General features: G+C 69.1%; 19 protein-coding genes. 10 read left to right on the forward strand and 9 right to left on the reverse strand.

The genetic code is table 11. From position 1 onward, the window contains the following. Positions 1 to 92: 92 nt before the first annotated feature. Complete coding sequence (locus B7R87_RS19100) at positions 93 to 320, reverse strand: hypothetical protein (protein ID WP_006347428.1); 228 nt, start codon at positions 318 to 320, stop codon at positions 93 to 95. A 162-nt stretch (positions 321 to 482) separates the two neighbouring features. Between B7R87_RS19100 and B7R87_RS19105 the strand changes: the two genes are divergently transcribed. From B7R87_RS19105 to B7R87_RS19125, 5 genes are all read left to right on the forward strand, one after another. Then, the gene (locus B7R87_RS19105; protein ID WP_006347427.1) at positions 483 to 1,037 is read left to right on the forward strand and encodes a DinB family protein; all 555 of its coding nucleotides are present in this window, start codon (positions 483 to 485) and stop codon (positions 1,035 to 1,037) included. Positions 1,038 to 1,088: 51 nt separating this feature from the next. After that, on the forward strand, positions 1,089 to 2,078 hold the full coding sequence (gene hemB, locus B7R87_RS19110; protein WP_006347426.1) for a porphobilinogen synthase: 990 nt from the start codon (positions 1,089 to 1,091) through the stop codon (positions 2,076 to 2,078). A gap of 207 nt (positions 2,079 to 2,285) precedes the next feature. Continuing rightward, entirely contained in the window at positions 2,286 to 3,491 is a 1,206-nt protein-coding gene (locus B7R87_RS19115) for a cytochrome P450 (RefSeq protein ID WP_006347425.1), read from the forward strand. Between the two features lie 46 nt (positions 3,492 to 3,537). Continuing rightward, complete coding sequence (locus B7R87_RS19120; RefSeq protein ID WP_006347424.1) at positions 3,538 to 4,929, forward strand: glutamine synthetase family protein; 1,392 nt, start codon at positions 3,538 to 3,540, stop codon at positions 4,927 to 4,929. Between the two features lie 124 nt (positions 4,930 to 5,053). Continuing rightward, positions 5,054 to 5,929, forward strand: a complete 876-nt coding sequence (locus B7R87_RS19125; protein ID WP_006347423.1) for an NAD(P)H-binding protein — start codon at positions 5,054 to 5,056, stop codon at positions 5,927 to 5,929. Between the two features lie 64 nt (positions 5,930 to 5,993). On the opposite strand, the gene B7R87_RS19130 is transcribed toward B7R87_RS19125, so the two are convergent. The 4 genes from B7R87_RS19130 to B7R87_RS19145 form a co-directional block, all read right to left on the reverse strand. Continuing rightward, a complete protein-coding gene (locus B7R87_RS19130; RefSeq protein WP_006347422.1) occupies positions 5,994 to 6,770 on the reverse strand; it encodes a hypothetical protein in 777 nt (258 codons plus the stop codon). 210 nt (positions 6,771 to 6,980) lie between these two features. Then, on the reverse strand, positions 6,981 to 7,925 hold the full coding sequence (locus B7R87_RS19135; RefSeq protein ID WP_006347421.1) for a chitinase: 945 nt from the start codon (positions 7,923 to 7,925) through the stop codon (positions 6,981 to 6,983). A 164-nt stretch (positions 7,926 to 8,089) separates the two neighbouring features. Beyond that, positions 8,090 to 8,281, reverse strand: a complete 192-nt coding sequence (locus tag B7R87_RS19140) for a DUF397 domain-containing protein (RefSeq protein ID WP_006347420.1) — start codon at positions 8,279 to 8,281, stop codon at positions 8,090 to 8,092. Continuing rightward, complete coding sequence (locus B7R87_RS19145) at positions 8,278 to 9,060, reverse strand: helix-turn-helix domain-containing protein (RefSeq protein WP_006347419.1); 783 nt, start codon at positions 9,058 to 9,060, stop codon at positions 8,278 to 8,280. Before B7R87_RS19145 ends, B7R87_RS19140 begins: the two co-directional genes overlap by 4 nt. Before the next feature lie 155 nt (positions 9,061 to 9,215). Here B7R87_RS19145 and B7R87_RS19150 point away from each other — a divergent pair, with 155 nt between their 5' ends. Next, positions 9,216 to 9,656 (forward strand): ATP-binding protein, encoded by a 441-nt coding sequence (locus tag B7R87_RS19150; RefSeq protein WP_045852914.1) that lies wholly within the window; start codon positions 9,216 to 9,218, stop codon positions 9,654 to 9,656. Here the strand turns inward: B7R87_RS19150 and B7R87_RS19155 are convergent. Both B7R87_RS19155 and B7R87_RS19160 read right to left on the reverse strand, forming a co-directional pair. Then, complete coding sequence (locus tag B7R87_RS19155) at positions 9,640 to 10,515, reverse strand: NAD(P)-dependent oxidoreductase (RefSeq protein ID WP_006347417.1); 876 nt, start codon at positions 10,513 to 10,515, stop codon at positions 9,640 to 9,642. The genes B7R87_RS19150 and B7R87_RS19155 overlap by 17 nt on opposite strands. 155 nt (positions 10,516 to 10,670) lie before the next feature. Then, the gene (locus B7R87_RS19160; protein ID WP_006347416.1) at positions 10,671 to 11,312 is read right to left on the reverse strand and encodes a hypothetical protein; all 642 of its coding nucleotides are present in this window, start codon (positions 11,310 to 11,312) and stop codon (positions 10,671 to 10,673) included. An 88-nt stretch (positions 11,313 to 11,400) separates the two neighbouring features. Between B7R87_RS19160 and B7R87_RS19165 the strand changes: the two genes are divergently transcribed. The 3 genes from B7R87_RS19165 (at position 11,401) to B7R87_RS19175 (ending at position 18,880) form a co-directional block, all read left to right on the forward strand. Further along, on the forward strand, positions 11,401 to 14,268 hold the full coding sequence (locus tag B7R87_RS19165; RefSeq protein ID WP_006347415.1) for a TIR domain-containing protein: 2,868 nt from the start codon (positions 11,401 to 11,403) through the stop codon (positions 14,266 to 14,268). Positions 14,269 to 14,367: 99 nt separating this feature from the next. Continuing rightward, positions 14,368 to 14,643, forward strand: a complete 276-nt coding sequence (locus B7R87_RS19170) for a DUF1876 domain-containing protein (RefSeq protein ID WP_006347414.1) — start codon at positions 14,368 to 14,370, stop codon at positions 14,641 to 14,643. A gap of 61 nt (positions 14,644 to 14,704) precedes the next feature. Next, positions 14,705 to 18,880, forward strand: a complete 4,176-nt coding sequence (locus B7R87_RS19175) for a glycosyl hydrolase family 18 protein (protein ID WP_052704616.1) — start codon at positions 14,705 to 14,707, stop codon at positions 18,878 to 18,880. Positions 18,881 to 18,945: 65 nt separating this feature from the next. Here the strand turns inward: B7R87_RS19175 and argS are convergent, their stop codons facing one another. After that, positions 18,946 to 20,721, reverse strand: a complete 1,776-nt coding sequence (gene argS, locus B7R87_RS19180; protein WP_006347412.1) for an arginine--tRNA ligase — start codon at positions 20,719 to 20,721, stop codon at positions 18,946 to 18,948. Positions 20,722 to 20,943: 222 nt separating this feature from the next. Here argS and lysS point away from each other — a divergent pair, with 222 nt between their 5' ends. Continuing rightward, positions 20,944 to 22,677: a lysine--tRNA ligase gene (lysS, locus tag B7R87_RS19185; protein WP_040915009.1), complete on the forward strand. Its 1,734-nt coding sequence runs from the start codon at positions 20,944 to 20,946 to the stop codon at positions 22,675 to 22,677. A 77-nt stretch (positions 22,678 to 22,754) separates the two neighbouring features. On the opposite strand, the gene B7R87_RS19190 is transcribed toward lysS, so the two are convergent. Next, positions 22,755 to 25,913: a VCBS repeat-containing protein gene (locus B7R87_RS19190; protein ID WP_006347410.1), complete on the reverse strand. Its 3,159-nt coding sequence runs from the start codon at positions 25,911 to 25,913 to the stop codon at positions 22,755 to 22,757. Between the last annotated feature and the right edge of the window lie 622 nt (positions 25,914 to 26,535).

A 26,535-nucleotide genomic window follows, 5' to 3' on the forward strand; every position in this document is an offset into this window, starting at 1 on the left:
AGCCCCCCACCGGGCCTTTTCCGTGGTACGGGTTGAGGGTCGCGGGCGACCGGGGCCGGTGAAGCTCGGCTTCCGGTGTTCCGGGCCGGTGGTTACGGGTTCACCTCGACGGGCATGGGCGGGCCCGAGAACACGATCTTGGGATAGCCCTTGGCCTGGGCCGCGGCGCTGATCGCGTTGGCGATCTCCAGCGGGGTCAGCGTCGAGATGGGGGTGGTTGCGGTGTTGTCGAGCGTGAAGGTCAGGATCACGTACCCGTCGTTGCCGCCGGGGTAGTCGGCGGCTCCGCGGAAGGTGGTTCCCTCGGGGAAAACGGCCATGGTGGCCTCCGGTGTCCGAAGCGAGCGGTAAGAGCCGTACCCGGAAGCGGAACCGACTCGGTGTCAGCGGGTTCGGGGACGTAGCGACAGAGAAGCACGGACCCGAGCAGGGCTCCATCAAATCCGTTGCCGGAGGCAAAGGTCGGGTGGCAGCCTCCGGCCATGACGACCGACGCACCCGCCCCCGCCTCCGCCCGCGCCGCTCTGCTCGCGGGGCAGCTCGACATGGTCTGGGCCCTCTTCGAGTACCACCTTCCGGGTCTGGACTTCGACGACCACCTCTGGGAGCCCGCGCCCGGGGCGTGGAACGTGCGGCCCGACGGCGCGGGCCGCTGGGTGCCCGACTGGCAGGTGCCGGAGCCCGATCCCGTACCGACGACGTCCATCGGCTGGCTGTCGTGGCATATCGGCTACTGGTGGACGGTCACCCTCCGGCACTGCTTCGGGGACGGGGCCCCGGCCCGGGAGGAGATCTTCTGGCCCGGAGGCGCGGGTGCGACCGCCGACTGGCTGCGCGGTCTGAAGGACGAGTGGCGGGCCGAACTGCTGCGCCTCACCGACGAGGACCTGGACTCCACCGGGCGGACCGCCGGGCTGCCGCTCTTCGGGGACACCGTCCTCACGCTGGCCGAGACTGCTTCCTGGGTCAACTTCGAGCTGGCGAAGAACGTGTCCGAGATCGGGCTCACCGTGCGGCTGCGGAGGGCGTCCGCATAGGCCGGGGCACTGGTTTCGGCGCCGCAGGGGACGGGGCGTAGCGTGGGTGGTATGAGTACGTACGGTTCCTTTCCCGGTTCCCGGCCGAGGCGGCTGCGGACCAACCCCGTCCTGCGGCGCATGGTCGCCGAGACCCGGCTGCACCCCTCGGATCTGATCCTGCCGGCCTTCGTCCGCGAGGGGATCTCCGAGCCGGTGCCGATTTCCGCGATGCCGGGGGTCGTCCAGCACACCCGGGACACGCTGCGGAAGGCCGCCGTGGAGGCGTGCGCCGCCGGGGTCTCCGGGATCATGCTCTTCGGGGTGCCGGAGGATGCGAAGAAGGACGGCGCCGGGACGGCCGGGACCGATCCGGACGGCATCCTCCAGGTGGCGATCCGGGATGTGAAGGCCGAGGTCGGCGACGAGTTGGTGATCATGTCGGACCTCTGTCTCGACGAGTACACCGACCACGGGCACTGCGGTGTGCTGGACGCCGACGGCCGGGTGGACAACGACGCCACGCTGGAGCGGTACGCGGAGATGGCGCAGGTCCAGGCGGACGCGGGCGTCCATGTCGTCGGCCCGAGCGGGATGATGGACGGCCAGGTCGGTGTCGTCAGGGACGCGCTCGACACGATCGGCAAGGAGGACGTGTCGATCCTGGCGTACACGGTGAAGTACTCCTCGGCCTTCTACGGGCCCTTCCGGGAGGCCGTCGGCTCGTCGCTGCACGGGGACCGCAAGACGTACCAGCAGGATCCGGCGAACGTCCGGGAGTCGCTGCGCGAGCTGGCCCTCGACCTGGAGGAGGGCGCGGACATGGTGATGGTCAAGCCGGCCGGTCCGTACCTCGACGTGCTGGCGAAGATCGCGGACGCGGTGGACGTGCCGGTGGCCGCGTACCAGATCAGCGGGGAGTACGCGATGGTCGAGGCGGCCGCCGAGAAGGGGTGGATCGACCGGGACAAGGCGATCCTGGAGACGCTGACGGGTATCCGCAGGGCCGGGGCGAAGATGATCCTCACCTACTGGGCGACGGAGGTCGCGCGCGGGCTCTGACGGTCCGCTCCGCGGGGGCGGGGGCGCAACTTCCCTCGCCCCTTCGGCCGGGGACGCCGGGGCGCGGCCGGGCGGCGCATGCACGCCCGCCCCTTCGGCGGGGGAGCGTACACCGTGCGACGGGATTTCCGCACCGGCTCTTGACGTGCCCTCCGCGCCGCCCCGAGTCTGTGGCTCCCCGAACCGCTCCCAGAGCCGGAGGTTCCCATGACGGGCGGCGCCCCGACGGACGGTGTGCCCTGGTTCGACGTCAGGGATCCGGACTTCTCCATCACCTCCGCCGCGGTGCACGCGGCCCGCGAGAAGTCCTGGTACGCCCGGACCGACTACGGACTGGCGGTCCTGCGCCACGCGGAGACCGAGGAACTGCTCCAGCACCCCCTGCTCCGTCAGGGCAGCGTGTCGTGGCTCGCCCGCAACGGGGTGACCGAAGGGCCCCTGGCCGACTGGTGGGCGAGCTGGGTCCTCCACCAGGAGGGGGAGAAGCACCTCAGACTGCGGCGGCTGATGAACCCCGCCTTCACCGCCCGCTCGGCCGCGGCCCTGCTGCCCCGTTTCCGGGCCCTCGCCGGGGAGTTGACGGACGCCTTCGCGGACCGCGGCCACTGCGAGTTCGTCTCGGAGTTCGCGGAGCCCTACGCGGCCCGGGTGATCGCCGTACTCCTCGGTCTCCCGGAGCCGGAGTGGCCGGTCGTCGCCCGCGAGTCCGCGGTGCTGGGTCTCGCCCTGGGGGTGAACGTCCGCCGGGACCTCGACCGCATCGAGCGCGCGCTCGCCGCGCTGTACGCCTACGCCGACGAGCTGATCGCGGACCGGCGGCGCCGGGAGGGCGACGACTTCGTCTCCCGGCTGGTCCGGGCGAGCCGGGACAGCGACCGGCTCAGCGGCGCCGAACTCCGCGACGGTCTGGTGCTGCTGATCTTCGGCGGCTTCGACACCACCCGTAACCAACTCGGTCTGGCCCTGGAGACCTTCGCCCGCCATCCCGGCCAGTGGCGGCTCCTCGGGGAGCGGCCGGAACTGGGCGCCCGGGCGGTCGAGGAGGTCATGCGCGTCGATCCCACGGTGCGCTGGATCACCCGGGAGGCGCTGGAGGACTTCACCTTCCGGGGTCTGGACATCCCCGCCGGAACGACCGTCCAGATATGGAGCGAATCCGCCGGTACCGACCCCCGTGTCCACGGCGCGTACTCCTTCGACATCACCGCCGAGCGGGAACCGCACTTCGGTTTCGGCGGCGGAGTCCACCACTGCCTCGGCCACTTCGTCGCACGCGCCGATATGACCGAGGCGCTGCCGGTGCTCGCCCGGCGGCTGCGGGACCTCCGGATCGGTGAGGGCGCCGTCCGGCTGCCCGACTCCGGCAACACCGGCCCCGTACGCCTCCCGCTCCTCTTCACCCCCGCCCCCTGACCGGGGCGGGCCCCTCTCCCTGTCGCGCTACTCCTGTGAGGTCCCCTTGACCGTCCGCCCGCCGAGCAGCACCGCGCTCGACCGCCACCGCGAACAGAACACCGACCAGGAGGCCGTGGGCGCCTTACGGAAGCGGATCACCGAGGCCGGAGTGGAGTACATCTACTACCAGTCGGTGACCCTCAGCGGACGGGTGGTGGGCAAGGTCGTGCCCGCGGTCCATCTGCTCCGCAATCTGGAGAAGGGCGTCCAGCTCCACCGCTCCGTCGCCGCCGATATCCAGGCCGACCGGAACGGCACCCTCCTCGGCGGCGGCCCGCGGGCGGCGGAGTTCACCGCCCTGCCCGATCTCGACACCTTCGCCGTACTGCCCTGGGACACCGGTGTCGCCCGGTTCTTCTGCCGCACCTACGAGCCGGAGCACCAGCCGGAGTGCGGCGGGGAGCCCTTCGCCGCCGATGTGCGCGGCCGTCTCATCCGGCGCCACCGGGAGTTCACCGAGCGGACCGGACTCGTCCTCCGCTCCGGCTGCGAGCCCGAAGTCACCTGGACCGGGCCCGGTCTGGAGGTGTCCCACCGCCCGGACGGCTGCCCGGCCTACCAGGTCGATCTGCTGGAGCGCAGCAGGCCGATCTACCAGAAGGTGATGACCTACGGCCGGGCGATGGGCCTCGACATGATCGAAGGCGACTACGAGGACCCCGGACAGCTCGAACTGAACTGGATGTACGACCGGGCGGAACTGACCGCCGACCGGCTCATCACCTTCCGCCAGATCTGCCGCCAGGTCGCCCGCGAACTCGGTGTCACGGTCAGCTTCATGCCCAAACCCGCCACCGGCGTGATGGGCAACGGCTGCCACCACAACCTCAGCCTCTGGCGCGGCGACGACAACGTCCTGGCCGAACCCGGCCGCCGTGAACTGCATCTCTCCGAAACGGGACGGCACGCCCTCGGCGGCATCCTGGCCCATGCCGCGGGCTCCATGGCCGTCATGGGGTCCACCGTCAACTCGTACAAGCGGTACTGGGACGTGGGCCTCTTCGCCCCCGGGCAGATCGACTGGGGGATGGACGACAAGACCTGCACCGTACGCCTGTCCGCCAACGGCCGCCTGGAGCTGAAGCTCCCGGACGCCATGGTCAACCCGTATCTCTCCCATGCCGTGCTGCTCGCCGTCGTCTCCGACGGTCTGGAGAACCGGATCGACCCCGGACCGCCCCAGGGAGCCGGCGGCGAGGCCGGAGACCGGTTCCCCGCGCTGCCCGCGACCCTGGGCGAGGCGCTGGCCGCCTTCGCCGGGGACGCCGTGGTCAGGGGCGGGCTCGGTGCGGAGACCGCCGATCTCTACCTCGCGCTGAAGGGCGACGAGTGGGCCCGGTTCTGCGCTGCCGTCACCGACTGGGAGCACATGATGTACGCGGAGGGCACCCCCTGACCGGACCGAGGGCCGCCCCCCGTGACCGCTACCGCGTGATAACTGCGTACGCTGTACCCTCAACCTTTTGGAATCTGCGTACGGTGTACCTGGTCCGTGCGCGGTCGAGGTGACGGAGGTACGGATGACGATCCTGGTGACCGGTGCGACCGGAAACGTCGGACGTCTGGTGGCGCGCGAACTGGCCGGTCGCGGGGTGCCGGTACGGGCCCTGACCCGCGATCCGGCCAAGGCCTCGGCAGCTCCGGCGGGCTTTCCCGCGGGTGTCGAGTGGGCCGTGGGCGACCTGGCCCGGCCCGAGGGCCTGGCGGAGGCGCTGGCGGGGGTCGACCGGCTGCTGCTCTTCCCGTACCCCGATACCGCGGACGAGGTCGTCGCCCTGGCGAAGGCGGCCGGGGTGCGGCGGATCGTGGTGCTGTCGTCGGCGGCGGTGACCTCGGGCTACGACACCACGTTCCATCTGCCGGTGGAGCAGGCGGTCGAGGCGTCGGGCCTGGAGTGGACGTTCATCAGGCCCGGCGAGTTCGCCGTCAACAAGCTGGAGCTGTGGGGCCCTTCGATCCGGTCGGAGCGGACCGTCTACGACACCGACCCCGACTGGGTGGGCTCCCCGGTCCACGAGGCGGACATCGGCGACGCGATCGCCACCGCCCTGCTGGACGACGGCCATGCGGGCCGCGCGTACACCTTCAACGGCCCGGAGAGTCTGACCGTACGGGAGCAGGTCGCCGTCCTCGCCCGGGAACTGGGCGAGGAGGTCCGCGTCCAGGAGGTCACCCCGTTGGAGCTGCGGGAACGCTATCTGGCGCAGGGCGGTTTCGCGGCGGCATCGGCGGACTTCATGCTCGGCTTCGAGACGTACGACGGCGAGGTCGTGGAGGAGGCGGAGGAGTTCGACCTCTCCGAGGCGCTGGTGGAGGCCTCGGCGGAGATCGTCACGGGCCGGCCGGCCAGGACCTTCGCGGAGTGGGTACGGGAGCACGCGGAGGCGTTCAGGTAGAGGTGGAGCGCTCTCCGGTGGGGGTGCGGCGGGGTGCCCGTGCGCCACGGGCACCCCGTTGGCCCTACTTGGCGTACGGGACGTTGAGTGAGGGGTAGGTGAGGGCGGCGAATCCGGCGACCCGGAAGATTTCGTTGCCGGTGGCGGTGAGCCAGTTCATGAAGACGTCGTCCCTGGAGGGGCCGTTGGCGTACACGGCCGCGTCGCCGCCCGTCTGGAGCGCGTACCACTGATCCACGATCAGACAGTCCACTCCCCAGGTGCTCGGGTCGGCGGCGTTGCTGCCGGGGTCCCGGTTCACGACGGTGATGGCGTGTCCACGGGCGGTGACGCCGTTGGGGGTCATGCCGAACCACTCCACGGGCGTGTTCTTGGGCAGGGGCGTGTTCCTGCCCACCAGCATGGCGATGGTGGCGCAGGTGAAGCCTTCGCAGTACGAGTAGAAGGCGGCGCCCTTGGCTCTGTTCGCGCCCCATTCGAGATAGCCCGCGGTCACGTCCTCCAGCGTGTTCTGGTTGGGCTGGTACCGGGCGCCGACCCCGGTCGGCGGTGATGCCAGCCTGCGGAAGTCGGCCAGACCGAACTGGACCTTGGCCTCTTCCACGGCCAAGGAGCCGCTGCCGGTGGGCCGGCCTATGCCGGACGCGTTGATCTCCGGCCAGGCGTTGGCGACGAACACGCCCTGGGCCGCGGTGTTGGGGAAGTTCAGGGGGCCGAAGCCCTGGTTCGGGGCGAGGGCGGAACGGGAGATGCGCTGGTTGATCTGGTCGTTCAACGGCATCCGGAGGGTCTCCGATTCGTCGTACGCCCGCCCGGCCCGCCCGGACGGCGCGAAGTCCAACCCACTTTCGTCGACTCCGCACCGGTTCGGGCCCGGTTACCGGATGATCCGCCGCAACTCCGTCCCGGGGCGGCAGGGCCCGGGACGGACTGCGCGCACAGGATCCGTTTCCGGTGCTCCCGTCCGGTACGTGAAACGGCCCGGGCGCCCCGGAACGGCATCGGGCGCGGGGTGCGCCGCCGCACACCCCGCGCCCGTACGGTCAGCGGATCAGCAGTAGAGGTTGCTGCCGGTGGGCACGCCGAGGAGCTGGGTGAAGCGGGTGTAGTTGTTCACCCGGCTCTGCACCTGCGCAGGGTTGCCGCCGTTGCACTCCAGCGAGCCGTTGATGGACCGGATCGTCTGGCCGAACCCGGCGCCGTTCACCATCGCGGCGTGACCGGTCATCGTGCCCGGGCCGGACTGGGTGTTCCAGTACCAGAGGGCGGTCTTCCAGGCGACGGCCGCGTCGGTCTGGACGAGCGACGGGTTCTGGAGGAGGTTGATGCCGAGCGCGTCACCGGCGGCCTTGTAGTTGAAGTTCCAGCTCAGCTGGATGGGCCCGCGGCCGTAGTACGCGGCCTGACCGGCGGGGCAGCCGTAGGGCTGGTTGCGGTCGCAGTAGTGCGGGTAGTTCGCGGTGTTCTGCTCCACGATGTAGTAGAGCCCGCCGGTCTCGTGGCTGATGTTGGCGAGGAAGGCCGCGGCCTCCTGCTTCTTGAGCGTGTCACTGCCGGTGTTGGCGAAGGCCGGGTAGGCGCTGAGCGCGGCCGTCAGACCGGAGTAGGTGTAGAAGGGGTTCCGGTTCGGGAACATCTGGTTGAACTGGGCCTCGGTGACGACGAAGGGCCCGGGCTCACCGGGGTTCTCGTTGCCGGGGCTACAGGTGTGCGGGTTCCAGAACCAGGTGCTGACGGTCGGGTCGTAGCCGGGGTTCGCGTGCTCCGCGATGTAGTAGTTGCCGTCCCGGTACTTCACGATGGCGCCGACGTTGTAGTAGGTGCCCTGCTGCCAGTTGGGGGCGGTGGTACACGCGTCGGCAGCGGCTGTTGTCTTCGCCTTGGGGGTCGCGGCGGCCGCACTGTTCGGTACGAGTCCGATGGTGACCAGGCCCGCGGTGGCGGTGACGGCGACGACGAGCGCCTTGAGGCGGTCGCGGGTGCGTTGGGCAAGCACGAGTAGTCCTCCTCCGTGCTTCAACGGCCGGGCACGGAACGGAGCGTGGGGGCTCGTGGGGGTTCCGGTTCGGCCGTGGTGTGGGGGTAGTTTCCCCCTCACTGAACCGCTCGGGGCGGGCCCGCGTCAAGGTATAGACCAATCGAATGTCCCGCGGGGGAAGGTCAGTTGGACGCGTCCCGGGCGGTGGCGACGAAGGCTCTCCAGGTGGCGGGGGTGACGGTGAGAACGGGGCCGTCGGTGACCTTGGAGTCGCGGATGTGGATGGCGGAGGGCTCAGTGGCCACTTCGACGCAGACCTCGCCCGGCTCTTCGGTGCTGTAGCTGGACTTGAACCACTTGAGTGCCGCGCTCATTGCTCTCCCAGTAGACGATCCAACAGGTGTTTGGTTTCAACCAGGTTGAGGGCCTGCGTCCGCAGCATCGCATACTTCTGGGACAGGATGCTGATCTGATCCGGGCTGCGGAGGATCTGGCTCCGACCGTGCCCGTCGGCGTAGGCGAGCTGCTGATGTTCGGGGGTTTCGACTAAGACGAATGGGCCGCTGTGGCCCGCGTGTCCAGTAGTGCCGAGTGGCATGACCTGAATGCTGATACCCGGCAGGTCCGCGCAGGCCCGAATGTGACGCAGTGTCTCCGCGTGGACGCTGCTGCCCCCGAGCCTCTCCATGAGCACGACTTCGGTGAAGATGAAACTGATCGTGGTCGGGTTGTCCCGATGCAGGATGTCCTGGCGGCTGATGCGCCGGGCCACCAGCCTTTCGACCTCGTCTGTGGAGTAGGCGGGGACGCGACACAGGTAGACCGCACGGGCGTACTCGGGCGTCTGTAGCAGCCCTGGCAGTACTTGGTTCTCGTAGAACGAGAGGGCTAGCGCTTCCCTCTCCATGTCCAGATACTGTTCGGCGTGTGCCGGGATCATGTCGATCTCCGGCATGTTCTGCACTGCGACGACCAGCGCGCCTTTGGTGCCAAGAAGCTCGTCCAGTCTCTCGGCGTAGTCGAGCTTCAACGCCCGGCGACCCTGTTCGATCGACGCCACTGTCTCCAGGCTGATGCCGAGGTGCTCGGCGAGCTGCTCCTGCGTCAGGTGGGCGGCCTTGCGGAACAACGCCACTTGTTTGCCGACGAGCATGAGCGCGGACGCATTTCTCCGCTGCTGTTTCCTTGTGTACATACCTCATCAACTCCCCTACCCATGAGGGGAGTCACGCCCTGCGTACCCGTACAAATGAAATGTACGGGTGGACCCACTGCATTCCGGGGTCCACCGGCCGCCACGATCCCGCCATGAACGTGCTCTTCCCGCCCCCCTCCTTCCCCGTCCTCCGCGAGCGCTTCTACCCCCGCGCCCGCCAGACGGTCCCCGCCGCCCGGGAGTTCGTCCGCAGTGTCGTACGGGACTGGGTGCCGGCCGCCCGGCTCGACGACGTCCTTGTCTGTGTCAGCGAGCTGACCACCAATGCCGTACGGCACGGCGTACCGCCCGGCCGGGGCTACCGGATCCGGATCTGCCGCTTCCCGGACGGACTGCTGCGGATCGAAGTCCACGACAGCGGTGACGGCTTTGCGCTCCCTCCCGTCCCGGCGCCCGCCGGGGACGCCGACGAGGAGTCCGGGCGGGGGCTGCTGATCGTGGATGCCCTCGCGGACAAGTGGGGCGTCGGTGAGCGGCTGCCGGGGAAGGTCGTGTGGTGCGAGTTCGCCGCGGGTGTCAGCGGCGCGGGGTGAGCAGGTCGGGCAGGCGGGTGAGGCCGTCCGCGCCGTAGCCCTCCTCGACCGCGCGGTTGATCAGACGCTCCAGCGGCTGGAAGAACTCCGTCGGGATGCCCTCGTCGGAGAGGGTGTTCAGCAGGTTGGGCAGGGCGGCCTGGTTCACGGCGAGGCTTGAGACGTCGGTGAGGTGCTCGCCGGTGTCCAGGGCCTCCGCTTCGTCGGTGATGAACAGCGCCATGGCGTTGAGCCACTCCCGCAGGGGGTCCGCGAGGTCTTTCGCGGGGATGCCGGCCGCCTTGGCCAGGGCGAAGGCGTGCATGGTGCCGATGCCCATGCCGTACATGCCGATGAGGAGGGCGAAGTCGTACAGGGCGGCCCGCCCCGCGTCCTCACCGACGTAGCGTGCGCCGCCCAGCGCGCCGAAGGTGCCCTCGTACTCCTCGAACGCCTTCGGGTCGCCGCTGTAGAAGACGTACGCGTCCGGCCCGGCGATCATCTGCGGGCTCGCCATGATCCCGCCGTCCAGGTAGCGCGCACCGTGCCCGGCGGCCCAGGCGGCCAGTTCACGGCCCTGGGCGGGGGTCCCGTTGGTGAGGTTGGCGATCGTAAGGCCGCGGAGGCTCCCGGCAACGGGCTCCAGGATGCCGCGGACGTTGTCGTTGGTGGTCAGGCAGAGAACGAGGAGTTCGCTCGCGCCCACCGCCCCGGCGACGTCCGCGGCGGGCTCCGCGCCCTGGGCCACCAGCGGACCGGTCTTTGCGGCGGTGCGGTTCCAGACGGTCACCGGATGCCCGGCCTTCAGAAAGGCGGCGGCGAGGGCCGAGCCCATCATGCCGAGACCCAGGACGGAGACGGCGGGCTTGGCGACAGACATAAGGGTGCTCCCTGGGAAAGTGAGGTGGAGGGGGTTCCTGATCGGAGGACTCCATTCTCGAATTCCGGAAGGGCCTTCACAAGTACCGACTAATTAGTGGGCTACTTACCGAAAGGTGAGTAACGGGCCGCGGGAGCACCAGCCGAGAGGTCCGTTCAGTCCCGGGCGCCCTCCCCTTGGTCGGGGCCTGCGGTTACCGTCCGGGTGGACCCGTCGGCATCGGAGGACTGCACCGGGAGCCGTACCGCGATGAGATCACCGACGCCCGCGACCTCGTTCAGCGCGTCGGCCAGTGCCAGCATCACCCGCCGTACCGCTTCGATCTCCTTGCGCAGCTCGGCGGCCCGGTCCCAGCGGCGTTCGTGCGAGACGGGGTCGACGTGCTCGGAGCGGAGGTTCTCATGCGCCGCGAGGAGGGGGTGCCACTTGCTGAGCAGCGGGCGTACGCAGAGATTGAGCACGGTGACCGCGAGCGCCCCGAACGTCACCTGGCCCGCCGGGACCCGGGGTGCGACCGCCGGACCGTAACGGCGCAGGATGTCCCGTGTCGTACCGAAGACGGTGTACAGGGACGACAGCGCCTCCCGCAGCAGGCCTTCGTCCTCCTTGAGTTCGACGACGGAGATCCGGGTGGCCAGCTCGACGTACAGCTCCCAGGCCGCGTCGCGTTCGGCCTCATCCGGCTCCCAGACCCCTGATATCTCGCCCACCAGCGGGATCGCCAGCTTCACGCTGATCTGACGGGGTACGAAGGCGCTGCTCCGGCCCCCTCCGGTCCGCCTCTGCCTCTGACGCATATCCACAACCTTCCCTGCGGCCGAACATGGCATGTCACTCTATGAGTTGGTGCGAGTCGCACAAGTGCAGTCCATGCCGGGGGGATGGATGAAGAGGGACGGCTTCATTTCGTACAGCCACAAAAGGGACATCGAGCTGGCGCAGGCGTTACAGCGCGGGCTCCACCAGTTGGCCCGGCCGTGGACGAGACGGCCCGTCCTCAGTGTCTTCCGGGACACGACCAGCCTGTCCGCCAACCACGATCTGTGGTCGTCGATCCTCAAAGAGCTGGAGCAGACCCGGTACTTCATCTATCTGGCCTCACCGGAGGCCGCCCAGTCACGCTGGGTCCGCAAGGAGATCCAGTTCTGGCTGGACAACCGCCCACTGGACCGCTTCCTGATCGCGGTCAGCTCGGGGAAGGTGGTGTGGGACCAAGAGGCCGGGGACTTCGACTGGGAGCGGACGGACGCTCTGCCCGATCTGCTGCGGGGGCAGTTCACGACCGAACCCCTGTGGGTGGACCTGACCCGGATCCGGGAAGGCAGCAAATACTCCCTGCGGCAGGCGGAGTTCCGGGATGCGGTCGGGACCCTGGCCGCGCCGCTGCACGGAGTCGGCAAGGACGCGCTCGACAGCGAGGACATCCGGCAGCACCGTCTCTCGGCCCGACTGCGGCGTGGCGCGATCTCGGGTCTGGTGGTGCTGCTGGTCACGGCGCTGGCGGCGGGCGGTCTCGCGTTACAGCAGCGGAACGAGGCGCTGAACCGGGCGCGGACCTCGGCGTCACAGGCGCTGGCGGCGCGGGCGCTGGAGACGCTGGACGCGGATCCGCGGAAGGCGGCGCAGTTCGCGCTGTACGCGGAGAAGGTCAAGCCGACGGCTGATTCGGCGCAGGCACTGGCGGCGACCGTGGCGGCCAACAGCCATGTGGAGCGCCATCTGAAGCCCGGCTCCGACAAGGTGAGTGCATTCATCGGCTCGCGGTCCCGGCCGCCGGCCCAGGTCGCGATCAGCCGAGACGGCGGAATACTCGCCTACTACGCAGCCTCCGGCTCCGACCGGGTGCATATCTACGACATCCGGGCCGGACGGCAGCTGAAGACCCTCCCGGCGCGTTACAACGGGGCGGTCGGGGGGAGACTCGAACTCAGCTCGGACGGCGCCGTGCTGGCCGTGGAAGGAGTGCAACACCTGGTCGAAGTGTGGGATGTGCGGAAGGCCCGGCTGCTGCGTTCCAGAACGATGGGTAACCCGGAGGATCTCAGCAACGTCGAGACGAATCTGCGGGCGATGGCCCTCTCCTCGGACGGCCGTCGGCTCGCCACTGCGCAGGCCACTTCGGGTACGCGTGAACTCCACATCAGCATTCTGGACACAGTGACAGGGCAGGTCGTCCACGAGGATTCGACGGGTTCCGAGGGAGTGCACATCGGTCTTGCCTTTGTGAAGGACAGCCACCGGTTGCTTGCGCTCGACGCGCTGGAGGGTTCGACCCGCGTCCACGACCCGTTGCGCGGCACCTGGAGCACCGCCAGGAAACTGGACGGATACCCTGCGAAGCCCAGGGACGTCGATACGGAAGTGTCCTCCGGAGCCGAACAGGCCGCGCTCGTGTTCCCGGACGGGAGAACGCAGCTCTGGGACCTCGTCACCGGCAGACGGATCGCCTCTCTGGCGACGGACGGGCCCGACATCATGACCCTCCCGGATCCTGAAGTCCGTCTTCTCGCCGGGGCTCGGGGCGGAACGGTGACGATGTACGACCGGAAGCTGGGACAGGACCGGGTGCTCGGGGCCTTCAGCTTCCCGGTCCAGAATCTGGCGGTCTCCGGAGACGGCCGGTGGGTGGCTGCCGGGTCGGACGACGGCGCGATCTCCCTCTTCTCCACGGACGCCCGGCGTGCCGGTGCGGTGCTTCCGAACACGGACGGGCTGAAGGCCGGGGCACTGTCGTCGGACGGTCGGGTCGCCCTCCGCATCCTGCGCCGGCAGCCGGTGGATGTATGGACGGTCGGCAAGGGCGAAGGAGGGCTGAAGCGGGTCGTCCGGCTGCCGACGGTGTTCAACGACGAACGCCCGGACATCGGCGTGACGGTGACGTCCGACGGAGCCCGGCTGGCCTCACTGGAACGCGGAGAACTGCGGATGTGGGACACCCGCACGGGTCGGATGATCGGTGATCCCGTTGTGTACAGGCCCATGCTGGGGTCTCGCTTCGGCAGTCAGCTCTTCTTCCTGGCCGATGACGTCCATCTGGTGGGTGTCTGGGAGGAGGGCGTGCTGATCGTCGACTCGCGGACCGGAAAGGTCCGGCAGCAGTTGTACCGGAAAGCCGACGCCACCCAGTTGGTGGTCAGCGGCGACCGGGAGCACCTGGTGCTGCTGGACACATCGGCGGACGAGGTCTCGGTGTGGCGGTCGGCCGGTGAGGCGCGGCTGGAGAAGGTACGCACGGTGGGCGTCGACGGCGAGGCGGATGACGTGTCGTTGAGCCACAGTGGCAAGAAGGCCGCAGTGCTTGCCGGGGACGGCAGGATCTCCTTCATCGACACCCCCTCGGGGCGGATCACCGACGGTGCCGTGCTGTCGCAGTCCGGACGCGGATCGGTGGTCTTGAGCCGGGACGGCAGGATCGCCGCCCGGGCTTTCAGCTCCCGCGACGATGTGGGAGTGCGCTTCTGGGACACGGGCGGCGGAGATGCGCTGGGGACCTGGCCACTGAGGCTTGGCGCCACCGGGGCGGAGAAGGGACCACGGGCGGACCCGCTCCTCGGTGAAGAGGACGTGCAGATCGCCCCGTCCCCCGACGGAGGCTTCCTCACCCTGGGGATCGACGGCTCCCTGGTCCGGCGGACCCTGGACCCCGATGTCTGGCGCCGGGACCTGTGCTCTCTGGCCCCGGATCCGCTGCCGAAGGCCGAGTACGAACGGTATCTCGGTGATCTCTCGGTGGGCCGCCCCTGCCCGGCCTGAGGCGGTCCTCCCCGGCCGGCGGCATGGTCCCGTACCGGCTGGCGGGGGAACCCCGTCCGGCGCACCCTGGGAGGTGGACAAGGGTGGAGGTGGTCCGTCATGCGCGCACAGACGCTTGTCGGGTGGCATGTCGAGATGGAGTTCCGGGAAGACGGCGACCGGACGAAGGCCGCCGCGATGGTCCGGCTGTCCGACGGGACCGAGATCAGAGGGCACGGGAACGCCCAGCGGCATCCCACGGACGCGGAGCAGCTGCGGGTCGGGGAAGAGATCGCCGGGGCGCGGGCGCTGATGGAGATCGCGTCGCAGCTGTTGCAGAAGGCGCACCACGAGATCGACGAGGCGTCGGGGCGGACCTCGCATCCGCTGAACTGATCCGACCCGGCGTTGATCGTTTGTTTATCAGACATCGTTGTCGCGCTGTCACTCTCGGCGCATGCGACAACACAGACACAGACGTATACAGGGTGGGCTGCTGAGCGCGGCGCTGCTGGCCGGAGCCCTGGCGGCGGTACCCGCGCAGGCCGCGACCGCGCCGGATCCCGGGGCGGTGCGGGCTGCCTCCGTACCGACCGGGCAGGCCGTCCTGCTGCAGAACATCAGGAACGGTGCCCAGTTGGGGATCACGGCCACCGGGGGCGGCAATATCGCCGAGGCGCGGGCCCCTCAGGGGGACAACCACAACCAGGCGTGGGTACTGGAGCGGACGCCGGGTGGGACGTATCTGCTGCGCAACAGCGAGCTGCGGAACTTCTGCCTGGTCCGGGATCCGGAGCCACTGGCCGGGCTCTGCGACGAGCCCGGTGCCCCGTGGGACGTCCAGCGGATCGGTGACGGCGAGTACTGGATCAAGGAGCCGGGGGCCGACCGGTATCTGACCAGTTCGACGGAGATCAGCAAGAGTGAGAAGCAGGCCGATCTGAGGATGGGGACGGACGGGGACGACCGGGGGACCTGGTTCATGACCCCCGTCGACTGGCCCCGGCAGCCCATGCCGCCGCAGGACCGGCGGACGCTGGAGCACATGACGTATCTGACCGCCCACAACGCGATGATCAACAAGGAGGACGGGTACAGCACCGTCGCGCCCAATCAGCCGCATTCGATGGAACGTCAGCTCGCCGACGGAGTCAGGGCGCTGATGCCCGACGTCAACGCCCAGGTGGTCAACGGGGCCATTTGGCTCTGTCACGGCGGGAGCTGCGGCGGCGTTCCGAACCCGAACAACAACCTGGCGACGATGCTGGGGACGCTGAAGACCTTCCTCGACGCCAACCCCTCCGAGATCGTCTCCGTCTTCATCGAGGATCAGTCGAGCCTGAGCAACGAGGACTATGAGCGGTACGGGCTGAATCTCGTGCCGGGCGTGAAAGACCTGCTGTTCGTGCCCGACGACTCGGTGGTGCCCGACGGGCTGAAACAGGGCTGGGACGTCCATCGCAACGGCTGGCCGCTGCTCAAGGACATGATCGCCAAGAACAAGCGGCTGCTGATCTTCTCGGGGAACACGGGCCGGCAGTCCATCGGCTTCATGGCGGACCAGCGCTGGCGGGTCGAGAACCACTGGTCCATGGGCCTCGGTCTGGGCAACTCCGACTGGGCCTGTTTTTCGCGCTGGGGAAACAAGCCGCTCGGAGCCCGGCCCTCCGGGAAGTTCCGGCCGCTGTTCTTCATGAACCACTTCCGCGATGTGCCGATGGCGCCGACGTACACGACGGACAACGAGAAGATGAGGCAGCGGGCCGAGAACGTGTGCACCACGGCCGCCCGCCGCAAGCCGAACTTCGTCGCCGTCGACCAGTACAAGAGCGGCGATCTGTTCCCGCAGATCGCGCACATGAACACGTACTGGTACCAGGCGCAGGCCGCCCCCGGCTCCGGCGGCGGACAGCAGCCCGATCCGGGGACGCCCGCCGGTGACCCCTTTGACAACGGTGTCGACCGGCGCGGTCCCAAGCCCGCCGAGGGTGTTCCCCATCCGTCCTGCCGTCCCGAGGGGATGATCCCGACCGCCGGGGCGTCCGCCCGCTACTGCGACGTGTACGACAAGGAGGGGCGGGAGTGGCTCGGCGGCGCCGGGCACGACCGGCGGATCGTCGGCTACTTCAACGCCACCCGCAACGGCACCGACGGCCGCCCCCGCTATCTGGTGAAGAACATCCCCTGGAGCCGGGTCACCCATATCAACTACGCCTTCGCCCGGATCGAAGGGAACCGGATATCCGTCGGTGACGAGGGCGCGGCGAACAATCCTGCGACCCGGATGACGTGGCCCGGTGTGACCGGCGCGGAGATGGACCCGGGGCTGCCGTACCAGGGCCACTTCAACCAACTGGCCAAGTACAAGAAGCGGCATCCGCAGGTCAAGGCGCTGCTCGCGGTCGGCGGCTGGGCCGATACCAAGGGCTTCTACGCGATGGCCACCAACGCCGACGGTTCGGTGAACCAGGCCGGGATCGACGCCTTCGCGGACTCCGCCGTGGACTTCCTCGGCCGCTACGGGGCCGCGTTCGACGGTATCGACATCGACTACGAGTACCCGACGGCCATGCCCGACAGCGGGAACCCCGACGACTGGGGTGTTGCCAACCCCCGCCGCAAGGGACTCCAGGCCGGCTACAACGCGCTGATGAAGACCCTGCGGGAGAAGCTCGACCGGGCCGGTGAGTCCCGGGGCCGCTACTACCTGCTGACCTCCGCGGCCTCCGCGTCCGGGCATCTGGTGCGCGGCTACGACGCCGGACAGGCCCTCGGCTACCAGGACTACGTCAATGTCATGACGTACGACCTGCACGGCTCCTGGAACCAGTACGTCGGCCCGCAGGCGCCGCTCTACGACGACGGGCGCGACGGTGAACTCGCCGCGGCCGGGGTCTACGACTCCGTCGGCAAACCCGAGTACGGCAAGACCGGCTACTTCAACGTCGACTGGGCGTACCACTACTACCGGGGCGCCCTCCAGCCCGGCCGGATCAACCTCGGGATCCCGTACTACACGCGCGGCTGGCGCGATGTCCAGGGCGGCACCGACGGACTGTGGGGCACCGCCCCGCTGCCCGACCAGAGCGGCTGTCAGCCCGGCACCGGCACCCGCGGATTCTGCGGCAACGGAGCCGTCGGCATCGACAACCTCTGGCACGACACCAGCCGCGGACGGGAGGTCGCCGCGGGCTCCAACCCGCTCTGGCACGTCCGCAACCTCCAGAACGGCCGCGCCGGGGACTACCTGAGGGCCTACGGCCTCGACCCGGACGCCCCGCCGAACCGTCTCACCGGCAGCTACCAGCGCAAATACAGCAACGCGCTGGAGTCGATGTGGCTGTGGAACGCCGAGAAGAAGGTCTTCCTGACCGCCGAGGACGAGCAGAGCATCGACGCCAAGATCCGCTATGTGAAGGACAAGGGCATCGGCGGCGTCATGATGTGGGAACTCGCCGGTGACCTGGGCCGCGGCCCGGACGGCAGCTACGGCATGGGCCATGAGCTGACCAACCGGATCGACGACTCCCTGCGCGGCGCGGGCGGCTACGTCAAGGAGCGGACCGACGGCACCGTCCCGCCCGACCAGGTCGTCGACGTCGGCGTCGAGTTCGCGGACTTCCCGACCGCCGAGGCCGACCTCTGGCCCCAGCAGCCCAAACTGCGGATCACCAACCGCAGTACGAGGCCGCTGCCGTCCGGCACCGAAATCGCCTTCGACATCCCCACCAGCGCCCCGGCGCTGCTGAAGGACGACAACTGGCAGGAGCTGAAGGACGTGCTCAAGCCCGGTCACACCGGGCCCAACGCGGGCGGTCTGAAGGGCACCTTCCACCGGGTGACGCTGAAACTCGGCTACTGCGAGAGCGTTCCGGCGGGCGCCACCCGCGATATCGGCCTCAAGTACTTCCTGCCGGTGACCGGGCCCGCGAACATCACCCTGCGGTTCGGGGACGGGGTGTACGGCTCCACCCAGGACCGCCGCCGGGGCGCCACGACCACCCAACCCCCGGCGGGCAGCGGCAGCGGACCCGCCTGCCAGGCGGAGCCCTGGAGCGCCGACCGTACCTACAACCCCGCCTGGGCGCCGTTCGCGCTCTGGCGCACCGGCGACGGCTACAAAATCCAGGACGTCAACAGCTCGCTGGTCCTGGACCATCCGGGCAGCTGGACCACCACCCATCTCGTCGACTCCCAGGACGGCAACCGGAACCAGATCTGGAAGATCACCCCGGACGGCTCCACCGGCCGCTTCCGGATCACCTCCGACAGCGGTGGCCGGGACCAGTGCCTGGGCGCGGAGAACCGGCTCGCCGAACTGTCGGTGAAGAACTGCGACGGCAGCGCGGCACAGTCGTGGAGCTTCACCGACGACAAGGGCGCCCCGGTCGCGGGCATCCCGGCCGACGGAAAGGCACACGGGCTGCTCGCCGCACGAGGCCATGCCGCCGAACCGCGCAACAGCGGCACCACGGTCCGTACGAAGATGGTCGCGGGCGATCCGACGGGTGTGACCCGGACGGTCGTCTCGTACGGCGGCCACTGGTGGAAGGCCAAGTTCTGGACGAAGGGGAATGCGCCGAACGCGGCGGACGCCCGTAATCCGTGGACCAGGCTGGGGCCGGTGGGCTAGACAACCGGGCTATGAGAAGGGGGCGTCACCGCGGTGTGCGGTGACGCCCCTCTCGGCTGGAGGTGTCAGAGACGCTCGGGGGTACGGATCCCCAGCAGCGCCATGCCCTGCTGCAGCGTGCGGCCCGTCAGCTCCACCAGGAAGAGACGGTTCTCGACCAGCTCCGGGGCGTTCTCCGAGCTGAGGACCTGGCACTTGTCGTAGAACGTCGTGAGGTGGGACGCGAGCTGGTAGAGGTACGCGGCCAGCTTGTGCGGCTCGTACGTACCGGCGACCTCCGCGACCACCTCACCGAACAGGTCGACATGGAGCGCGAGGGCCCGCTCGGCCGGATGCAGCTCCAGCTCCGGGTGGGCGGCCGGCTTCGCGTCGCCCGCCTTGCGGAGGATGGACCGGATCCGGGCGTACGCGTACTGGAGGTAGACCGACGTGTCGCCGTTGAGCGACACCATCTGGTCCAGGTCGAACTTGTAGTCCCGGACCGCGGACGTCGACAGGTCGGCGTACTTGATGGCGCCGATGCCGACGTACCGGCCGTTCTCGACGATCTCCTCCTCGCCCAGGCCGACCTTCTCCGCCTTCTCCCGCACCACGGCCGTGGCCCGGTCGACGGCCTCGTCGAGCAGGTCGACCAGTTTGACCGTCTTGCCCTCACGGGTCTTGAACGGCTTGCCGTCGGCGCCCAGGACCGTACCGAAGGCGAGCTGGACGGCTCGGACCTCGTCCGTCAGCCAGCCGGCCCGGCGCGCCGTCTCGAAGACCATCTTGAAGTGCATCGACTGGCGGACGTCGACCACGTAGATCAGATTCCGGGCGCCCAGCTTGCCGACCCGGTCGCGGATCGCGGACAGATCGGTCGCCGCATAGCCGAAGCCGCCGTTGGACTTCTGGACGATCAGCGGGGTCGGCTCGCCGTCCGGGCCCTTGATGTCGTCGAAGAAGACACAGAGCGCGCCGTCGGAGCGGACCGCGACCCCGGACTCCTCCAGCAGCCGGCAGGTCTCGGCGAGCATGTCGTTGTAGCCGGACTCACCGACGATGTCCTCGTCCGCGATCTCCATGTCCAGCTTCTCGAAGACCGAGTTGAAGTAGATCTTCGACTCGTCGACGAACCGCTGCCACATGGCGAGCGTCGCCGGGTCACCGGACTGGAGGGCGACCACCCGGTCCCGGGAGCGGGCCTTGAACTCCTCGTCGGAGTCGAAGTGCGCCCGGGCCGCCTTGTAGAGGCGGTCGAGGGAGGACATGGCCTCCTCGCCGGAGACCTCGGAGCCCTCCCGGTGGTCCAGCTCGTGCGGGTGCTCCTCCAGATACTGGATGAGCATGCCGAACTGGGTGCCCCAGTCGCCGATGTGGTGGCGGCTGATCACCTTCTCGCCGGTGAACTCCAGGATGTTCACCATCGCGGCGCCGATGACGGCGGAGCGGAGGTGGCCGACGTGCATCTCCTTGGCGACGTTCGGCTGGGCCCAGTCGATCACGGTCGTGCCCGGGTCGGCCGTGAGCGCGACGCCGAGCCGGTCGTCGGCGGCGCGGGCCGCCAGCGTCCCGATGATCGCCGCGTCCGAGACCGTGATGTTCAGGAAGCCGGGGCCGGAGACCTCGACCTCCCGCAGCACCTCGTCACTCTCCGTACCCAGGGCGTCGACGACCTTGGCCGCCAGCTCCCGCGGATTGCCCTTGAGCTGCTTGGCGAGCGCCAGGATCCCGTTGGCCTGGAAATCGGCCCGGTCGCTTCGTCGCAGCAGCGGGTCGGCGGAACCGGCCTCCGGCAGGGCTGCCGAGAGGGCGTTCGCCAGACGCTGCTGCACGTTCGACGCGAGGGAAGGGACCGAGGCCATGAGCTTCCGTTTCTGGTGCTGGGGATCTGTGGCGTTCTGTGGTGCGGGGCCGCGTACGGAGACGGACCCCGGCAGCCCAGTGTCCCACGCGGCGGAGATCGTCCTCCCCCGGATAAACGGGGCGACGGGCGGTGGCTTCCGTCTGGGAGAATGGGTGGACCCGGTGTGGAGGCCGAGACGGGCGCCGCCGGGAAAGCCGACGTGGAAGAAGGGCGTAAGGACGTGCCGACCGTGGCTCAGAGCACTACCGAGACCGACTGGGTCTCCCGTTTCGCAGACGAGGTCATCGCGGATTCGGAGCGGCGTGCCCCGGGCAAACGAATCGTCGTCGCGTCCGGGATCTCCCCCTCCGGCCCGGTCCACCTGGGCAATCTGCGCGAGGTCATGACCCCGCACCTGGTCGCCGACGAGATCCGGCGCCGCGGGCACGAGGTCCGCCATCTGATCTCCTGGGACGACTACGACCGCTTCCGCAAGGTCCCCGCCGGGGTCGAGGGTGTCGACGAGTCCTGGGGCGAGCACATCGGCCGCCCGCTGACCTCGGTGCCCGCGCCCGAGGGATCGCCGTACCCGAACTGGGCCGAGCACTTCAAGGCCGCGCTGATCACCTCGCTGGACGAGCTGGGCGTGGTCTACGAGGGCATCAGCCAGACCGAGATGTACACCTCGGGCGCGTACCGCGAGCAGGTCCTGCTGGCGATGCGGCACCGGGCCGATATCGACGCGATCCTCGGCCGCTACCGCACCAAGAAGGGCGCGGGCGGCGCGAAGAAGTCGCAGAAGCCCGTCGACGAGGCCGAGCTGGATGCGGCGGAGGGCTCCGGCGCTGCGGCCGAGGACGACGGTACGGGTTCGGCCGGCTACTTCCCGTACAAGCCGTACTGCGGAAGCTGCAACCGTGACCTGACGGTCGTCACCGCCTACGACGACGACACCACCGAGCTGACGTACAACTGCACCGCCTGCGGTTTCACCGAGACGGTCCGGCTGTCCGAGTTCGACCGCGGCAAGCTGGTGTGGAAGGTCGACTGGCCGATGCGCTGGGCGTACGAGGGCGTGGTCTTCGAGCCGTCCGGCGTCGACCACAGCTCCCCGGGCTCCTCCTTCCAGGTGGGCGAGTTCATCTGCCCGCTGTTCGGCTGGGAGCGGCCGATCGGCCCGATGTACGCCTTCGTCGGCATCAGCGGCATGGCGAAGATGTCGTCCTCCAAGGGCGGGGTCCCCACCCCGGCGGACGCCCTGAAGATCATGGAGGCGCCGCTGCTGCGCTGGCTGTACGCGCGCCGCCGCCCCAACCAGTCGTTCAAGATCGCCTTCGACCAGGAGATCCAGCGGCTGTACGACGAATGGGACAAGCTCGCGGCCAAGGTCGCGGACGGCTCGGTGCTGCCCGCCGACGCGGCGGCGTACAGCCGGGCGGTACGCACCGCGGAGGGCGAGCTGCCGGCGACGCCGCGCCCGATGCCGTACCGCACCCTGGCGTCCGTCGTCGACATCACCGGCGGCCACGACGAGCAGACCATCCGCATCCTCAGCGAACTGGACCCGGCGAACCCGGTCGGCTCCCTGGACGAGGTGCGGCCGCGGCTCGACCGCGCCGAGAACTGGATCACGACCCAGGTCCCGGCGGACGCCCGTACCGTCGTCCGCGACACCCCGGACGCCGAACTGCTGTCCTCCCTGGACGCCGACGCCCGCCGCTCGCTGGAGCTGCTGGTGGAGGGGCTGGAGTCGCACTGGTCCCTGGAGGGGCTGACGACGCTGGTGTACGGCGTCCCGAAGGTGATGGCGGGCCTGGCGCCGGACGCCAAGCCGACGCCGGAGCTGAAGGTCGCGCAGCGGGAGTTCTTCGCGCTGCTGTACCGGCTGCTGGTGACGCGCGAGACGGGTCCGCGCCTGCCGACGCTGCTGCTGGCGGTGGGGGCGGAGCGGGTGCGGAAGCTGGTGACGGGGTAGTCGCTCGCGTTCCGAGCGGGACGGTGAGGGCCCGGGAGCGCTGCTCCCGGGCCCTCCGCCGTGTGGTGCGGGGGCGGCTATCCGAGGCGCTTCATCCGGTGCCAGCCGGCACCGATGACGGTCGCCGGACCGCCGCCGGTGGGCGTGCTCGCGTAGTAGCGGAGACCGCCGTCGGGGGTGGTGGCCCAGATATCCGGGACTCCGTTGTCGTCGACATCGGGGGTGCCCAGCATCATGGGGATGTTGGCGGCGGTCCAGCTGGTGCCGTACGTGGCGTCAGCCCCGTTCAGCGAGTTCGCGGCGCTCGACAGCGAACCGAGGTCGGTGCCGCCGCCAGAGGTCGGCTTGCCGTGCCGGATCATCAGCATCCCGTTGGTACTGGCGGCGAAGGACCGGTACACCAGGTCCGCGGCGCCGTCGCTGTTGAAGTCACCGACGTTGACGATGTCGCGTTCGGTCCAGTTCTCGGCGAAGCGGAACGCGGTGGTGAACGCGGATCCGGTGTAGCCGCCGAAGACCCAAAGGGCGTCGCCCGCAGTGACGAACAGCTCGGGACGCCGGTCGCCGCTGATATCGCCGACGGCGAGGATCTGGGTGAAGGCCGAAGGCGCGGGCACCGTGGCGTCCACGGTGATGTGGGCCTCGGTGCGCTTGGCGATGTCGACGCTGCCGTAGCCGTCGCCGCGGTAGATGTAGAGCTTGCCGTCGGGCATCCGGGCGACCAGGTCCTGGATGCCGTCGGCACCGGTGAAGTCGCCGTTGTGGCTGATCAGGGCCGGGTTGTTCCCGGTCGAATCCACCCAGTGGTAGCCGTAGTCCGCTTTGCCGTCCTCGTTCTCGTCCGTGTCGATCGGCTTGCCGTCGTCATGGGCCGCGGACATCGACGCGTCCATCTCGCCGCTCCGCTCGGAGGGGAAGAGACGCAGATCGCCGTGGCCGTCGATGGCGTACAGATCGGGGATCTTGTCGCCGGTGACATCGCCCGGGGAATCCGCCTTCTCGCCCGGTGTGACGTAGTGAAGATATTTGGACGCCGTCAGCGACATATTGCCCGCGGTGTCGGCAGCCTTTACATAGAGGACGTTCGGACCGGCGTTCGGCGGTTTGAGCATAATTCCGGCCGCGCCCTGGGCGACGGTGGCGCTGCGCTCGGCGACATAGGCCTCGCGGTTGAACGACCAGTAGAACTTGTCCGTCCCGGCGCCGCCGGTCGCGGCGGGCTTGATGACGAACTTGCCCGCGATACCGAACCGGATACTGCTCCATTTTCCGCCGGTCCCGTCGTCCTCCGGGAATTCGGTGGATTCGACGTCGGGGGAGCTGGGCGCGGCATCGTCGTAGACGAAACCGCAGGTGACGGTCCCGGGTGGGGCATAGGTGGAGGAGATGCCCGTGGCATCGACGGCTTTGACATGCCAGAAATAGGTTCTGCCGTTGACGAATCGGGACTTGTCGACGGGGATATCGGCCCGTCCCAGAGAAGTGGTCGTCCGGGCGGTGTCGACGATTTTGTTGGCGCTGTTGCCGGACATCCAGAGCTGGAAGTGGAGGGACCGGAGGTCGCCGTCGGGGTCGGAACTGGCCGCGGCGAAGGTCAGATTGCCCTTGCCGTAGGTGGTGTAGGGGCTGGTGGTGTCGCACGCCTTGTTGTTGACCGTGAGACCGGTGGGCTCCCTGGGCGGCCGGGTGTACTCCATTGTGAGCTGGGGTGCCGAAGCGCCCTCGGCGGCGAACTTCTTCCAGGAGCTGGCGGAGCCTTCGTTCCCCGCGCGCATGCCGATGACCAGCTTTGTCTCACCTGCGTTGGCTGCGACGCTCTGGGCGATCGCCCGGCCGTCGTAGGTGACATAGGCGTCCGGGCAGGAGGAGTTCCAGCCGTGGGCGAAGCTCTTGGAGCCGATCACCGATCTCGTGGCCGGCTGGTCGTTCCACGTGGTGGCGGGTGAGATGTCGTTGGTGTGGAGCAGTTCCATCTCGGTCGGGGTGCACGACCAGGAGTACGTCTCGCGGAAGCGGAACGAGGCGCTGGAGATGCTGGCGCCCTTGATGCTGCTCTTCCAGGTCAGCCGGTAGAAGGTGCGGGACAGGCCGCGGGTGGTGGACTCCCAGCCGACCCGGCCTTCGGTGGTGCCGGAGTTGAAGTTGGCGCCGTCCCAGAAGCTGGTGGACGGGTGCGTCTCGTACGCGGTGGTCCAGGCGGCGGACTTGCCGTACAGCGGTGGGTCGATGAAGACCGGGTAGACGGTGTCCTTGCCGGTCAGCAGCTTCCGGTCCGGAATGACGGAGAGGACGGCGGAGGTGGTGCCGCCGCCGGTGAGGGAGGCGTCGGCGGGGGCCCGCTTCCCGCCGATCTGCGGGCCGGCCAGTCCGGGCAGGGCCGCAGACTCCTTCGCTCCGGAGTCCTGAGGGGTCTCGCCCTGGGTGACGGCCGGTTTGCCGCCGGAGTCCCACATGAACGGGGTGGGCGAGCCGCCGACTTCCTTGCCGCTGGGGTCCTTCACGGAGAGGACGTCGATGCTGTTGTCGAGGGAGAACGTCAGCTCGGGCGAGGTCAGGCGGTACGAGATGGCGGCGAGGGCCGGATCGGCGGCGGCCTTGGCGTGGTGGACGATCAGGACGTGGGTGAAGCCGGTGTCCCGGGCGGTGAGCATCAGGTCGACACCGTCGAGTACGCCGCGGTAGAGCGCGCTCGCGCCGTTGATCTCGGGCTCGGGCAGCGGGCCCGGCCAGCCGACGGTCAGTTCGCGGTTCTCGGCGGTGAAGGTGACCAGGTCCGTGTAGTCGGTGGCCGGGGTGGCCGACGTCGGTGCGAGGGGAGTGCGGGCGTAGCTGCGGCTGCTCCGCCCGCCCTTCTTCTTCATGGTCTTGCCGCTGTGGAAGGTGACCGGGTTGACCGTGGCCTTCGGGCGCCAGCCGTCGTCGGCCTTCTTCAGGGTGGTGTCGATGGGCAGCCACTCGCCGTCGACCTGTGCCCGGACCGGCGCTGCCTGGGTGGTGAGCCGGAACTTCCCGTTCGGCAGGGCGTGCACGGTCGAGGTGGTGTCGCGCAGGGCGAGGACTTCGACCGGTTTTCCGGTACGGATCGCCTTCTCCCGCGCCGCCTTCTCGTCCAGCGGCTGCCCGCCCGCGCGGGCCTTGTCGGCCTTCTGTGCGGGCGAGCGTTCGGCTGGTGTCTTCCGCTCGCCGTCGGGCATCAGCAGCGTGACGCCGAGTGCCATGGCCAGTGCGGTCGCCACCCCTGCCGTCGTACGCCGGGGCAATCTCCGGATGAGTCGTGACCGTTCCACGGTGCTGGAATCCCTCCCCTGAACGGCGGTCGCCGGCCCGGACACGGCCGTCCGGGCGGCGAATGCCGTGACGATCCCTCGGAATCACCCCACCCGGGCAGGGACGGCGCAATACGGCCCCAGCCGGGAAAGAACGCCAGCCAGCATGACCCATGGGCTACCCGGTGTGTACGCCCGGTAATTATCACGCGGTAATGCACTTACTCGATCTTCATTCGCCTTGGGGAATCTTCGAGCGGCTTTGGAAGTTCTCCTTCCGGAACGTCGCTCGTTCCGGAATGCGGAGGAAATCGCTCTCGGCAGGCTTTTCGGCGGGATGTTCGTTGTGGTTTCTGTCGATACGCCTGACGCGTCCGAGGTTCGCTGCTTTGATCCCGCCCCTTCTTTAAGGCCTGAATTCGACCCCCTTCCCCCTTCGGGATCACAACACACCTCAATTCCTATGAGTGTTGTCACATGCCGTGTGCATCGGGTGATTGACGTGTGACGAATTGCTGGTCGAGGATGCGCCGGATGCCGACATGTCAGGGGCGGGTCAGCTCTCTTCGTGCTGCCCGGAAACCTGATTCCG

This window comes from Streptomyces tsukubensis, assembly GCF_003932715.1.
Lineage (GTDB): Bacteria > Actinomycetota > Actinomycetes > Streptomycetales > Streptomycetaceae > Streptomyces > Streptomyces tsukubensis.